Origin of the sequence: Paraburkholderia sp. NMBU_R16, assembly GCF_013282575.1 — a bacterium.
Classification (GTDB): domain Bacteria; phylum Pseudomonadota; class Gammaproteobacteria; order Burkholderiales; family Burkholderiaceae; genus Trinickia.
On the sequence record NZ_JAAAYE010000001.1, the window covers coordinates 168,997 to 181,708 of the forward strand.

Sequence of the window (12,712 nt, forward strand, 5' to 3'; positions counted from 1 at the left end):
CTCCATATAGACGATTAACCTCTTACGCGCTGCGCCTCGAAGGCCCCGGCCAGTGCTTCTATCGCGCGCCGCGCGCGCGGCAGCGTGAGATCGATGAACTTCGGATCGGCAAGCGCAAGGGCTTTTTCTGCGGCATGAAGCGCGGCAAGCGCCTGTTCGTCGCAGGTAAAAAACGACGCGGTGCCCTTGATTCGGTGCAGCCGTTGCGATGCGCTCGAGTACGCCCGAGCGTCGAGCATGCGCTCGAACTCGGACATATCGGTGCGCAGTAATGCTCGGGCCCGTTCGATCAGGCTCGCGAATTCGGCGTTGCCGTAAAGCGCCTCCAGCTGCGTCCATTCGAACGTGTCCGAATCACTCCCGCATTCCCGCATCGGCGCGCTCCCTCCATTTCTCGAAGACCGCGGCGAGTTTTTGCCGAGTAATCGGTTTGGACAGATAGTCGTCCATGCCTGCGTCGTGACAGGCTCGCCGGTCGTCGGGTGTCGCGTTGGCACTGATGGCGACGATCGTCGTACGGAGGTTCGGATTTGCCCCGTCGTCCATATCGGCCTCGAGTCCTCTGATGCGCCGGGCCAGCGTATAGCCGTCCATTCCCGGCATATGGCAATCGAGCAGCACGAAGCGCGGACGCCACCGCGTCCATCGCGCGTGCCCTTCGAGGCCATCGGACGCTCCCTGCGCGGCAATGCCGAGCGCGGCAAGCTGGCGCACGATGATGTCGCGATTGATCTCGTTGTCCTCGACCACCAAGACACCGGCTTCCGCCCAATGCCCAAGCGGTGACGGCAGCGACGTCGGCAGCGGTGCGGACGAGGCCTCTGTCTCGCCGCCCGAGCGCGATGCGGCTGCTTGCAACGCGCCGCCCAGCTCGTCGATCGAACGTAGGTGGCGCGTTTCGCCCCCCTCGATGGCAATAGCAAACGCACCGGCGGTATCGAGCGCGATATCGGCATCGACGGGACCGTCTTGAGTGCTCACTCGACGCACGCCGAGTTTCGCGAGCGCCGCCCGCGCGGCGACTGCCATTCCCGGTACGGGCACACGCATTCTCACGCGTACCCGATCGAGTCGCGGCCAGTGCCGAACGAACGCCCCCCATCGCAGCGGCACGCGTACGTCCACGCGCGTACCGGCCCCGGATGCACTACGCACGTCGATCGTGCCGTCCATGGCGTCGACGAGCTTCTTCACGATCGACAAACCGAGGCCCGTGCCCCCATAGCGTCGCGTCGTCGACCCGTCTTGCTGGGTGAACGGCACGAAAAGGTGCGTCCGATATGCCTCGGCAATGCCGCAGCCGGTATCGCTCACCACGAACTGCAGCAAGCTTCGCCCGCGTTCGATACGGTGCCGGGTCTCGAGTACGACCGAACCGTGAGTCGTGAATCGGATCGCATTGCTGAGCAGATTGGTGAGGATCTGGTTCAAGCGCGCCTCGTCGCCGATCACGAGACGATCGAAATGCGGCATCGCCGCGAGATAAAGCGGCAGGCCCTTGCGGGCCGCGAGCGGTGCATGCAGTTCGATCGAAGTCGCGACGAGGCGATGAACGTCGAACGGGGCCGCTTCGAGCGAAAGCGCGCCCTGCTCCATTTTCAGGTAGTCGAGCGTATCGTCGATCACACGCAACGTCAGGCGCCCCGAACGCTGTGCCACATCCAGATACCGGCGCTGCTCCGGCGCGAGCGGCGTCGTCTCGAGCAGATCGAGCACGCCGATGATCCCGTTCATCGGCGTGCGAATCTCGTGGCTCATCATCGCGACGAACGCGGACTTCGCCCGATCGGCCGCCTGCGCTCGCTCGCGCGATTCGACGGCTTCGCGCCGAGCCGCCTCCGCGATACGCCGGGCCGTACGCATGCGGCAATAGCCGCACAGCAGCAGCGTCAGCGCGACGATCACCGGCACCGCCGAGATGATTGCGATGCCGATGACAATCCGCTTGTCATACCCGACGAGCAGCACTGCGTCGGGGCCTTGCCACTCGCCCTGGTCGTCGACGAAGGCATAAGGCCGGTCGAGGCGTTCGACACCGACACGGGTGAACGGATGCGCGGCAGTCCAATGCCGTTCGCCCTTGGTCAGCGCAAATGGGGCGCTGTCGTCGAATACGTTCGGACCGTGCCGACAGGCCGTGCCCGCGAGGTGCGGGCGATTCGCCGCTTCGGGAGCTTGCGCGCCGGCCACCGCGCAATGCCAGACAGCGAGCACCGCGATGAGGCCGAACCAGGCGCGACGCATCGTGCGACGCAATTCATCGAAGATCGAGCTCATTCGTTGGGTCCGCAATCAAGCGCGGAATTTCTCTTTGAGATAGAGCGCGAGACTGAGATCGTCGGCGACTTGCAGCTTGCGCATGGCGCTGCGCTTGTGGGTGCTGACTGTTTTTTTGCTGCGACGCAGGCGCTCGGCCGTTTGGGAGACGGAAAGTCCCTCGCCGATATAGCGCAGCACTTCCATCTCGGCCGATGAGAGCGTATCTTCGCGCGGCATGGGCACGATGGCCTCGATTTTCCCGTCGCGCGCGGCAAAGAACTTGCGCGGCGAGCCGACCGCATCGCGTACCGCATCCGCGATGAGCGGCAATGGCGTGGCCTTTTCGAGAAAGGCGTTGGCACCGGCCCGATGGCAGACGCACTCGGCGTCGGCGCTGCGCGCCGCCGACAGCACGACGATGACGAGCGACGGAGCCAAAACGCGCAGGCGACGGATGAACGCGGCGCCGTCCAGGCGGTCGTCGGGCAGGTAAAAGTCGACCAAGGCGACGTCGAACGTGTCGGATTCGATCGCGGCAAAGAGCGCATCGGCCGAATAAACGGTCTGCGCGATTTCGAAGTCGGCGTATCCTCGCAAAAACGTCTCGACGCCGAGCGCGACGACTGGATGATCGTCGAGCAGCACAACACGTATTCGATGCTTCGGTCGGGATAACAACAGGATTTTTCTGGACTGCATGCGCTTGTGCCCTCGGCAACTATTTAGTCGATTCGAGCAAACGACCATCGATTCTCAATTGCCCGTCGATCTGGAATGAATGAAAAACTGACCTCTAATATTGCTTGAATATATAGATGACGATGTATGCCAGATGTATTTCGATTTGCATCGTCGAAATTTCTCATTTCTGAGCTAATGCGATGACGATAATCGTATCGCATTGCATGTCGCACGCCTTTCATCATGCTGATTGACATGGGCGATCGATTCTAGCGGACGAGACTGCGCTGAGCAATAGATTTGGGTTATCTCAATATTCTAGTGAGCACCATACTTCTCTTCGTCCGATTTTTTTTAATTCGCAGCCATCTCAATTAGGCTCTGTGATAAGCGATTTGCAGGTTCTCGTACCAGATGTCGAATCGATTCAAAATGGGTAATCAAAAAGCCCGCACGAGGCGGGCTTTTTGGAGGAATCACACTACAGACCACTGAAACCCTAAGGCTTATATCGGTGGGACGCTGTCGACGAGCTCGATGAGCATCGGCTCTGCGCATGCACCCGCCGTACGGAAGAGGCTCTCCCCCATTCCCAGTAGCACCCGACGGAAGTCGCGCTGCATACGTGAAAAAGCCGCGCGGGGCGGCTTGGGCCATGGACGCTAACTAACGTGCTTAGCTATGAAGTACGTCGCCGCGACGAGAGCGGTTCCGAAGCTACAAACGAACGTTACCAACTTCCACGTTTGGGCGTTGATCTCTCGATGAAGTGCGGCCCCCATGTCGCCACGCAGCTCGAACAAATCTGCTTTCGTCGCCATTGGGCCGAGGCGAGTCTCGATCCGCCCGAGTCGATCGCGAGTTTCAAGGTTGGCCGCTTCGAGGGCTGCAATTCTGGGTTCCATCCCGCCATCAAGGTTGCGCAGTTCTTCTTGTCGGCGAAAGCGTTCCAGCAACTGAAATCGGGGTTAGCCATTCTCAGGGGCCCTATCGACTAAATGTCGGGTCGTGTTAATCACGCCATCGACACTGTCCAAAGCCACATTCAGCGCCTCGCCAAGTAGTTTTTGGTCTTCGACTGATGCATTTTTCCCCAGCACCTCAGCGATGCGCGCGACCGCCTTCAACGTCTCGTGCTGGGACACGCTCCGTGATGTGCTGCGCCTGGTTGTAAGCCGCTTACGTGGTTGTGGGAAGACGCCCCACCACGCATGGGTGTCAATCGGCAAAACGGCACGATGGGAAGGAAAGCCGCCGCAAATTCTTGACGGCCCTGGGATCTGAGGGAACGACCGGAGATGTCATGCCGAGATGATATTTGGCCCCCCCACGAGGAATCGAACCTCGATTTCAGGTTTAGAAGACCCGTGTTCTATCCGTTGAACTATGGGGAGGCGAAGCCGTTATTGTACGGCGACGCAAGCAGTGCCTGCGTCGGGGGCGAGATTATAACCGAACGGCCGCGGGCCGCCGTTCACCCTCGGCCGCCAGGCCCGCCCGCCTTGCGCTCAAACCGGCTGCGGGTGCATCAAAAACCAGACCAGGCAAAACGCGCCCGCAAGAATGCAATAGACACCGAACGCAGCAAGCCGCCCCCGGCCTTCGAAATATCGCATCAGGAACCGCACGCTCAGATAGGCCGCGATGGCCGTCAAGACGCCTCCGAGCGCCGCGTCGGCGAGCTGGCCGGGCGCATGGAACAATTTCGGCACCTCCAGCACCCCCGCCGCAAAAATGATCGGCGTGCCGAGCAGGAACGAAAACTCCGCCGCTTTCTCGGCGGTCAGCCCAGCCGCGTTGCCCGCGATCATCGTCAGGCCGCTGCGCGAAAAACCGGGCACGAGCGCCCCGATTTGCGCGAGCCCGACCAAAAACGCCTGTCGATACGTCAGCGCTTCAGGCGGCCTGTGCGCGCGTGCACGCTGCAGCCGGTCGCCCATCCAAAGCAACAGTCCATTCACGATCAACGCCACCGCCACGATTCGCAGATCGTGAAACACCCGCTCAAGGCGCTTTTCCAGCAGCAGACCGACGATGCCCGCAGGAATCGTGCCTATGATGAGCGCCCACATCATGTGCCCTTCGTCGTTGCGGCGCCCGCCCAGCATGGCGAACCAACCCGCGAACAACGCAACCCAGCGCTCGCGAAAGTACCACAGCAGGGCGAGCGCCGTGCCGAGGTGCAGCGCAACGAGAAACGGAATCAGCTGCGGCGCGTGTTTATCGATGTGCATGCCCACCAGCGCAGGCGCCAGAAGCGTATGTCCCAAGCTGCTGACGGGGAAAAGTTCGGTGACGCCCTGCAGGACGCTCAGAAAGATCAGAAAGGCAAGTGTCACGCGTCGGTTCCTTTTTTGCTGACAATAACGGTGAAAATAGAACAACGGGGCCCTCGACCGCCAGGCGCCCGCATGAAGCGCGAGCGATTATGCCCATCGGGTAAGGCCGCGCCAAGCGGCAGCCTCAATTTTTTCCGATCAAAATGTGACCAAAAACGTCATGTGTCAGTCATAATCGGCTCGGATAATCGTTGCACCGTAAACGTTTTCATCTCTCAGCTCTACCGGGACGGTACCCACTGCGATGAAACATACCATCAAGGATGTGGCCGCTTACGCCGGCTTCTCGATCGCGACGGTGTCGCGTGCAATCAACGCACCGCACACGGTCAACCGTGTGACATTGGCGAAAATTCGAGAGGCGATCGAGGCGCTGCAATTCCGACCGAGCCCGCTCGGCCGCCAGTTGCGCGGCGAGCGCACGCGCCTCGTCGGGATCGTGCTGCCTACGGTCGCGAACCCCGTGTTCGCGCAATGCCTCCAGGGCATCGACGATCTCGCCTCCAGTCAGGGTTATCGGCTCATGCTGATGACCACTCAGTACGACGCCGCGCGCGAGCGCCACGCCATCGAGACGCTGCTCGCGCAGCGCGTCGAAGGGCTCGTACTCACCGTGGCCGACGCGGACACCCACCCGCTGCTCGACGAGCTCGACCGCGATGGCATGCGCTACGTGCTCATGCACAACGACACGGTGAGACGGCCGTCGGTATCGGTCGATAATCGCCGCGCTGCATTCGACGCTGTCAGCATGCTGATCGAACACGGCCACGAACGCATCGTCATGCTGGCCGGCACCCTCGCCGAGTCGGACCGGGCGCGGCTGCGCTTTCGGGGCTACGAGGAGGCGATGCTGCGTGCCGGACTCACGCCCGCACCGGCGCTCGAAGTCGATTTCAACGCCGACGAGCTCGCGCCATCGGTATTGGCCCATCTGAGCTCGGGGGCGCACCGCCCCACAGCGCTCTTTTGCAGCAACGACCTGCTTGCGATGGTCGTCATGCGCGGGCTGCGGCGCGCCTCGTTCATGGTGCCGGGCGACATGTCGATCATCGGCTTCGACGGCCTCGCCATCGGGGAGCTGCTCGCGCCACCGCTCGCAAGCGTTTGCACGCCGAACCGCGACATCGGCAGCACGGCGTGGCGGCGTCTCATGGCCCGCATCGAAGGGGCCGACGACGGCGAATCGCTCTCGCTGCAGCTCCCGCACTCGGTGCGCATGGGCGGAACGATCGGCGCGCTGTCGAGCACCGGCGGCTCCTCCTTGCCGGAGCGACCCGCCGTCTGACCGGGCACATCGAGTACGTCCAGTACATCGAGCGCATCCGTTCCAACGACGCGCTTCGCTTGACACGCGAGGCGCGTGTTTCATCCTTCCCTCTGTTTGCATGCAAGGAGACCTCACGTGAAATGTCGTCCCGCTTCCGTCCGGGCAAGACTCGCAAGGTTCGCCGTTGCGAGCGCCGCGGCCATCGGCGTTTTCGGACTGTCGTTCGCAGCCACGGCGCAGGCCGAAGAGACCGCGATCTGCTACAACTGCCCTCCCGAATGGGCCGATTGGGCCAGCCAGCTCAAGGCGATCAAGGACAAGACGGGCATCGACGTGCCGTCGGACAATAAGAACTCGGGCCAGGCGATCGCGCAGCTCATCGCGGAGCAGAAAAGCCCCGTCGCCGATGTCGTCTATCTCGGCGTATCGTCGGCGTTCCAGGCGAAGGACAAAGGCGTCGTGCAGCCCTACAAGCCCGCCCATTGGAACGACATCCCCGCGGGGCTGAAGGATCCGCAAGGCTATTGGTTCGCCATCCACTCGGGCACGCTCGGCTTTTTCGTCAACAAGGATGCACTCGAAGGCAAGCCCGTGCCGCAATCGTGGGCCGATCTGCTCAAACCCGAATACAAGGGCATGGTCGGCTATCTCGATCCGTCGAGCGCGTTCGTCGGCTATGCCGGCGCCGTTGCGGTCAATCAGGCGTTGGGCGGCACGCTCGATAACTTCACGCCGGGCCTGAAGTGGTTCGAACAGCTCAAGAAGAATTCGCCGATCGTGCCCAAGCAAACGGCTTATGCCCGCGTGCTTTCGGGCGAGATTCCGATCCTCATCGACTATGACTTCGACGCTTATCGCGCCGAGTACAAGGACCACGCGAACGTGGCTTTCGTGATCCCGAAGGAAGGCACGATCACGGTGCCCTATGTCATGAGTCTCGTCAAAGGTGCGCCGCACGAGGCAAACGGCAAGAAAGTGCTCGACTTCGTCTTGTCCGACGAAGGCCAGCGGCTTTGGGCCAACGCTTACCTGCGCCCGGTACGCGCGAGCGCGATGAGCAAGGAGGCTGCCGCCAAATTCCTGCCGGCCAGCGAATACGCTCGCGCCAAGACTGTCGACTTCGCGAAAATGGCGGAAAAGCAGCAGCAATTCGGTCAGGATTACTTGAAAACGAGATAACGCGCTTCACGCGCACAGGCAATCCGGCACGGGTGCCGCGCCGCTCTTCGCGACGCCCGTGCGGCGGTATGGCGCCGCTTCACCGCGGCTTTCGACATGCAAGACATCACTTTTCCTCTGCACTGGCGTATCGCGCTCGTCGCCCCCGCGCTCGCGATCTTCCTCGCGTTCTGGCTGCTGCCAATGGGTGTGCTCGCCCAGGTGAGCGCCAACGGGCACGCCTTTGGAACGTATCGCGCCCTGCTCGCCAACCCGCGCTACATGGGCAGTCTCGGCGCAACCGTCGCGCTGTCGGCAGCCGTCACGCTCGCTACGCTCGTGCTGTCGGTCATCGCGGGCCTGCTGCTCGCGCGTCGCACGTTCGCCGGAAAAGGCACGCTCGTCGCGCTGCTCACCTTTCCGCTCGCGTTTCCGGGTGTCGTCGTGGGCTTCATGGTCATCATGCTGGCCGGCCGTCAAGGGCTCATCGGCGCGCTCACCGAAAAGCTGACGGGCGACAAATGGGTCTTCGCATACTCCATGGCCGGCCTTTTTTGCGGGTATCTCTACTTTTCGATTCCGCGCGTGATCGTCACCGTGATGGCATCGGCGACGAAGCTCGATCCGGCGCTCGAGGAAGCGGCGCGCTCGCTCGGCGCGTCGTCCTGGCAAGTTACGCGCGATGTGGTACTGCCGGGTCTCGCGCCCGGGCTCATCGCAGCCGGCGCGATCTGCTTCGCGACGGCAATGGGCGCGTTCGGCACGGCGTTCACGCTGGCGACGGACATCGACGTACTGCCGATGACGATCTACACCGAGTTCACGCTCAACGCGAACATGGTGACAGCGGCCGGGTTATCGATCGTGCTCGGCCTCGTGACGTGGCTCGTGCTCGCGCTTGCGCGCAGCATGACGGGCTCGACCGTCGCGGCCACCGCGTGAGGCCCGCATGAGTGTACTCGTCGATACCAAAACGGACATGAAGCGAAGCGCGCGCGGCCCGGCACGCAGCATCGGCACGCGGCACCTGCTCGCGCTCGGCCAATGGGTCGTCACACTCTCGCTCACGGCCTTTCTCGTCGTGCCAGTCGTCATGTCGATCATGGCCGGCTTGACCGTCAATTATTTTCGCGGCATTTCGAGCGGCTTGACGCTGCGTTGGGTCGCCCAGGTATGGGCGCAGTATCACGCGTCGGTGTTCCTCTCGCTCGAAGTGGCAGCCGCCACGCTCGTCGTCACGCTCGTCACCGGCGTGCCGGCCGCTTACGCGATCGCCCGCAGCAAAACGCGCGCGGCGCGCATCGTCGAAGAACTGCTCGTCTTGCCCGTCGCGCTGCCCGGACTCGCTTCGGCGCTTGCCCTCATCATCGTCTATGGTGGCTACGCGCCGTTTCGCACGAGCGTCGCATTCATCGTCGCGGGCCATGTCGTCTTCACGCTGCCGTTCATGGTGCGCGCCGTCGCAGCGGTCGCCGCGAGCGCCGATCTGCGCGTCCTCGAAGAAGGCGCCGCCAGTCTCGGCGCCACGTTCTGGCAGCGCTTTACAACCGTCGTGCTGCCGAACCTGCGCCCGGGGATCGTGGCCGGCGCGCTTGCCGTCGTCACGTTGTCGATCGGCGAATTCAACCTCACGTGGATGCTGCACACGCCCACTACGAAGACGCTGCCCGTCGGCCTCGCCGACACCTACGCCTCCCTGCGTATCGAAATTGGCAGCGCTTATACGATCGTCTTTTTTCTCATGACGATGCCCTTGCTCGTCGCCATGCAGTGGCTCGGCCTCGATGCGACCGGTCAGCGCGCGCTGCGCGAGCGTGCCGGCGCGCGCCGCTAACCCTCCTCTCGTTCGCCGCGATGAAATTCACTCCCATCCCGATCACGCTGACGCACTGTGCGAAAACGTTTCAAGTCACGCGCGTGCTCGAGCCGATCGACCTCTCGATCGAGGCCGGCGAGACCGTCGTGCTGCTTGGGCCGTCCGGCTGCGGCAAAACAACGACGCTACGCATCGTCGCCGGACTCGAGACTCCCGATGCGGGCGGCAAGGTCGCGTTTGGCGACGACGACGTCACCCATTTGCCGATCGAGCGCCGGCAAGTCGGCATGGTTTTTCAAAGCTATGCGCTATTTCCGAATCTCGATGTGCGGGGAAACGTCGGCTATGGGTTGCGCATCGCCAGAACGGAGGCCTCGCTCGCGCGCCGGCGCGTGGACGAACTGCTCGCGATGATGCGGCTCGAAGCGCACGCCGACAAGCCGATCGACAAGCTCTCCGGCGGCCAGCGTCAGCGGGTCGCACTGGCGCGTGCGCTCGCGCGCGAGCCACGCGTGTTGTTGCTCGACGAGCCGCTTACGGCACTCGATGCGAAGCTGCGCGATACGTTGCGTCGCGAAATGAATACGCTGCTGCGCAGCCTCGGCGTGACGACGATCTACGTGACGCACGATCAGGCGGAAGCCATGGAACTCGGCGACCGCATCGTCGTCATGAGCGCCGGTCGCATCGAGCAAGTGGGCACGCCACGCGATATCTACTACCGCCCCGCGACGCGTCACGTCGCGCAATTCGTCGGCACGCTCAACCGGATCGCCGGTCGTCGCCACGACGGGCACCTGAACACCCTCGGCGGTTCGATCGTGCTGCCCGCATCGATCGCGAGCGGCAGCGGTGCGCCGGCCGCCGCGACTCATGCGGATGAGATCGAGCTGTTCTTCCGCCCCGAGGATGCGCGCCTCGTAGCACCCCTCCGGGCATCGCTGCGCGGCGTCGTCGAAACGGTTGCATTCCTCGGCGAGCGCACCCGCGTGACGGTGACCGGCGCCGCGCCCGATGCACTCGTGATCGACGCGGGCGGCCGCTTCCCACTGACGCCCGGCGATGCCGTCGGCATCGAACTGAACTCCGACGGGCTCATCGCGCTGCCTTGAGCGCGTCCGTACGAACATTTTTTTGATCACGGAATTTTCATGCTGCTGGCTCAAATCAGCGATCTACACATCAAACGTCCCGGCGCGCTGGCCTATCGGCGCGTCGATACCGCCGCAGCGCTTACGCGCACGATCGAGCGGCTCAACGCGCTGACGCCGCGCCCGGAGGCCGTCGTGGTCACGGGCGATCTCGTCGACCTCGGCACCGTCGAGGAATATCGGCACCTGCGGGCGCTGCTCGCGCCCCTCGCCATCCCCTACTATCTGCTCATCGGCAATCACGACGAACCCGAGGCGCTGCGCGAGGTCTTCGACGATCACGCCTATCTGCACACGGGGGAGACGTTCTTGCAGTACGCCGTCGATGTCGGTCCGCTGCGGCTTGTCGCGCTCGACTCGAGGACACCCGGTGCAAGCGCCGGCATGCTTGACGAGACACGCCTCGCATGGCTCGAAGCACAGCTCGAAGCGGCGCGTGCGCGGCCCGTCGTCGTCGCTTTACATCATCCGCCGTTCCTCTCCGGTATCGACCACATGGATCGCCAGCGACTCGACGCAACCTCGAGTACCCGGCTCGCCGACATCATCCGCCGCTTCGACAATATCGAGCGTGTGATCTGCGGGCATGTGCATCGGCCGATCGTCACGCGCTTCGCGGGGACGATTGCCATGTCGGTGCCCGCTCCCGCGCATCAGGTGGCGCTCGACTTGCGCGAAAACGCACCGTCGGCGTTCCGGCTCGAACCTCCCGCGTTCGCACTGCATCAGTACACCCGCGCGGCGGGGCTCGTCTCGCATCACGCGTATATCGACGAGGGCGAGGGTCCCTATCCGTTTTACGAACCGAGCGGCAAGCTCATCGATTGAACGAGCTCGTGTCCGACCCAGCCGATTCGACCCGCGACGAACCCGAGCGCCACTATTCGCGCGGGCTGCTCATGCTGCTCGCGACGATTGCCGGCGTGTCGGCCGCGAACATCTACTACAACCAGCCGCTACTCGACGACTTGCGCGCGAGCTACGCGCAAGAGGCCGCGTGGGTCGGCGCGGTGCCGGCAGCCACTCAGCTCGGTTACGCGGCCGGCATGCTGCTGCTCGCGCCGCTCGGCGACCGCTTCGATCGCCGGCGCCTGATCCTGATGCAGATCGCCGGCCTCATGCTCGCCCTCAGCGTGGCCGCGCTCGCCCCGACGCTCGCGATCCTGGCTGTCGCGAGCTTCGCGATCGGCGTGCTCGCCACCATCGCGCAACAAGCCGTCCCGTTCGCGGCGGAATTGGCGCCGCCGGCCGAACGAGGTCATGCGGTCGGCACGGTCATGAGCGGCCTTTTGCTGGGTATCTTGCTCGCGCGCACCGCGGCGGGATTCATCGCTCAGTATTTGGGTTGGCGGATGGTCTTCGCAGTTTCGGTAGTCGCGCTCCTGGCGCTGGCCGCCGTGGTCATCGCGCGGTTGCCGAAGAGCCGTCCGACCTCCACGCTGTCTTACGGCAAACTGCTTGGGTCGATGTGGCATCTCGCGCGCGAACTCCCGGGGCTGCGCGAAGCATCGCTGACGGGCGCCGCGCTCTTCGCTGCATTCAGTGCGTTCTGGTCGGTCCTGACGCTGCTGCTCGCGCGCGCGCCGTTTCATCTCGGCCCGCAGGCCGCAGGCCTTTTCGGCATCGTCGGCGCGGCCGGCGCGCTCGCGGCGCCTGTCGCCGGCCGTTTCGCCGACAAGCGGGGGCCGCGCGCCGTGATTTCGCTTTCGATCGTGCTCGTCGCGCTGTCGTTCGTCGTCTTCGGTCTATCGGCGACGAGCATCGTCGGACTGATCCTCGGCGTCATCGTGCTCGATATCGGCGTGCAGGCCGCGCAGATTTCGAACCAGGCGCGCATCTATGCGCTCAAGCCCGATGCCCGCAGCCGGGTCAACACCGTGTACATGGTCTGCTATTTCATCGGCGGCGCCACCGGCTCGGCGGCCAGCGCGCTGGCCTGGCGCCGCTTCGGCTGGACCGGCACCTGCGCGGCCGGCTTCGCGTTCGCACTCGTCGCCGCGGCGCGCCATGTCCATTGGCGCAAAACGGCCGGCTAGGG

General features: G+C 63.7%; 12 protein-coding genes and 1 tRNA gene. 8 read left to right on the plus strand and 5 right to left on the minus strand.

What is annotated here, in order from left to right; translation table 11 throughout:
- Positions 1–14 precede the first annotated feature (14 nt).
- From GWC77_RS00730 to GWC77_RS00740, 3 genes are read right to left on the minus strand one after another with little or no spacing between them, the layout of a single operon-like run.
- A complete protein-coding gene (locus GWC77_RS00730; RefSeq protein WP_173254856.1) occupies positions 15–374 on the minus strand; it encodes a hypothetical protein in 360 nt (119 codons plus the stop codon).
- On the minus strand, positions 355–2,277 hold the full coding sequence (locus GWC77_RS00735) for an ATP-binding protein (protein ID WP_173254858.1): 1,923 nt from the start codon (positions 2,275–2,277) through the stop codon (positions 355–357). Before GWC77_RS00735 ends, GWC77_RS00730 begins: the two co-directional genes overlap by 20 nt.
- A 15-nt stretch (positions 2,278–2,292) precedes the next feature.
- Positions 2,293–2,904, minus strand: coding sequence for a response regulator (locus GWC77_RS00740; protein ID WP_367948978.1), 612 nt, complete (start codon positions 2,902–2,904; stop codon positions 2,293–2,295).
- A 707-nt stretch (positions 2,905–3,611) separates the two neighbouring features.
- Between GWC77_RS00740 and GWC77_RS00745 the strand changes: the two genes are divergently transcribed.
- Positions 3,612–3,938: a hypothetical protein gene (locus GWC77_RS00745; RefSeq protein WP_173254859.1), complete on the plus strand. Its 327-nt coding sequence runs from the start codon at positions 3,612–3,614 to the stop codon at positions 3,936–3,938.
- Positions 3,939–4,259: 321 nt separating this feature from the next.
- Here the strand turns inward: GWC77_RS00745 and GWC77_RS00750 are convergent.
- Both GWC77_RS00750 and GWC77_RS00755 read right to left on the minus strand, forming a co-directional pair.
- Positions 4,260–4,334: transfer RNA gene (locus GWC77_RS00750), tRNA-Arg, on the minus strand.
- Between the two features lie 114 nt (positions 4,335–4,448).
- Positions 4,449–5,279, minus strand: coding sequence for an undecaprenyl-diphosphate phosphatase (locus tag GWC77_RS00755; protein WP_173254861.1), 831 nt, complete (start codon positions 5,277–5,279; stop codon positions 4,449–4,451).
- A 244-nt stretch (positions 5,280–5,523) separates the two neighbouring features.
- Between GWC77_RS00755 and GWC77_RS00760 the strand changes: the two genes are divergently transcribed.
- The 7 genes from GWC77_RS00760 to GWC77_RS00790 all read left to right on the plus strand — a co-directional run bounded on the left by GWC77_RS00760 (position 5,524) and on the right by GWC77_RS00790 (position 12,710).
- Positions 5,524–6,567 carry a substrate-binding domain-containing protein gene (locus GWC77_RS00760; RefSeq protein WP_173254863.1) on the plus strand — a complete coding sequence of 348 codons (1,044 nt, stop codon included), beginning with the start codon at positions 5,524–5,526 and terminating at the stop codon, positions 6,565–6,567.
- Between the two features lie 117 nt (positions 6,568–6,684).
- A complete protein-coding gene (locus tag GWC77_RS00765; RefSeq protein WP_173254865.1) occupies positions 6,685–7,728 on the plus strand; it encodes an ABC transporter substrate-binding protein in 1,044 nt (347 codons plus the stop codon).
- A gap of 96 nt (positions 7,729–7,824) precedes the next feature.
- Positions 7,825–8,649: an ABC transporter permease gene (locus tag GWC77_RS00770; protein ID WP_173254867.1), complete on the plus strand. Its 825-nt coding sequence runs from the start codon at positions 7,825–7,827 to the stop codon at positions 8,647–8,649.
- A gap of 37 nt (positions 8,650–8,686) precedes the next feature.
- Positions 8,687–9,541, plus strand: coding sequence for an ABC transporter permease (locus tag GWC77_RS00775; protein WP_254366703.1), 855 nt, complete (start codon positions 8,687–8,689; stop codon positions 9,539–9,541).
- Positions 9,542–9,561: 20 nt separating this feature from the next.
- Complete coding sequence (locus GWC77_RS30225) at positions 9,562–10,635, plus strand: ABC transporter ATP-binding protein (RefSeq protein WP_173254871.1); 1,074 nt, start codon at positions 9,562–9,564, stop codon at positions 10,633–10,635.
- Positions 10,636–10,674: 39 nt separating this feature from the next.
- Entirely contained in the window at positions 10,675–11,502 is an 828-nt protein-coding gene (locus tag GWC77_RS00785) for a phosphodiesterase (RefSeq protein WP_173254873.1), read from the plus strand.
- Between the two features lie 8 nt (positions 11,503–11,510).
- Positions 11,511–12,710 (plus strand): MFS transporter, encoded by a 1,200-nt coding sequence (locus GWC77_RS00790; protein ID WP_367948979.1) that lies wholly within the window; start codon positions 11,511–11,513, stop codon positions 12,708–12,710.
- Positions 12,711–12,712: the final 2 nt, after the last annotated feature.

Excerpts from the sequence above, each read along its gene's own strand:
- GWC77_RS00730 (WP_173254856.1), bottom strand. The coding sequence starts at position 374 with ATGCGGGAATGCGGGAGTGATTCGGACACGTTCGAATGGACGCAGCTG.
- GWC77_RS00735 (WP_173254858.1), bottom strand. The coding sequence starts at position 2,277 with ATGAGCTCGATCTTCGATGAATTGCGTCGCACGATGCGTCGCGCCTGG.
- GWC77_RS00760 (WP_173254863.1), top strand. The coding sequence starts at position 5,524 with ATGAAACATACCATCAAGGATGTGGCCGCTTACGCCGGCTTCTCGATC.
- GWC77_RS00770 (WP_173254867.1), top strand. The coding sequence starts at position 7,825 with ATGCAAGACATCACTTTTCCTCTGCACTGGCGTATCGCGCTCGTCGCC.
- GWC77_RS00775 (WP_254366703.1), top strand. The coding sequence starts at position 8,687 with ATGAAGCGAAGCGCGCGCGGCCCGGCACGCAGCATCGGCACGCGGCAC.
- GWC77_RS30225 (WP_173254871.1), top strand. The coding sequence starts at position 9,562 with ATGAAATTCACTCCCATCCCGATCACGCTGACGCACTGTGCGAAAACG.
- GWC77_RS00785 (WP_173254873.1), top strand. The coding sequence starts at position 10,675 with ATGCTGCTGGCTCAAATCAGCGATCTACACATCAAACGTCCCGGCGCG.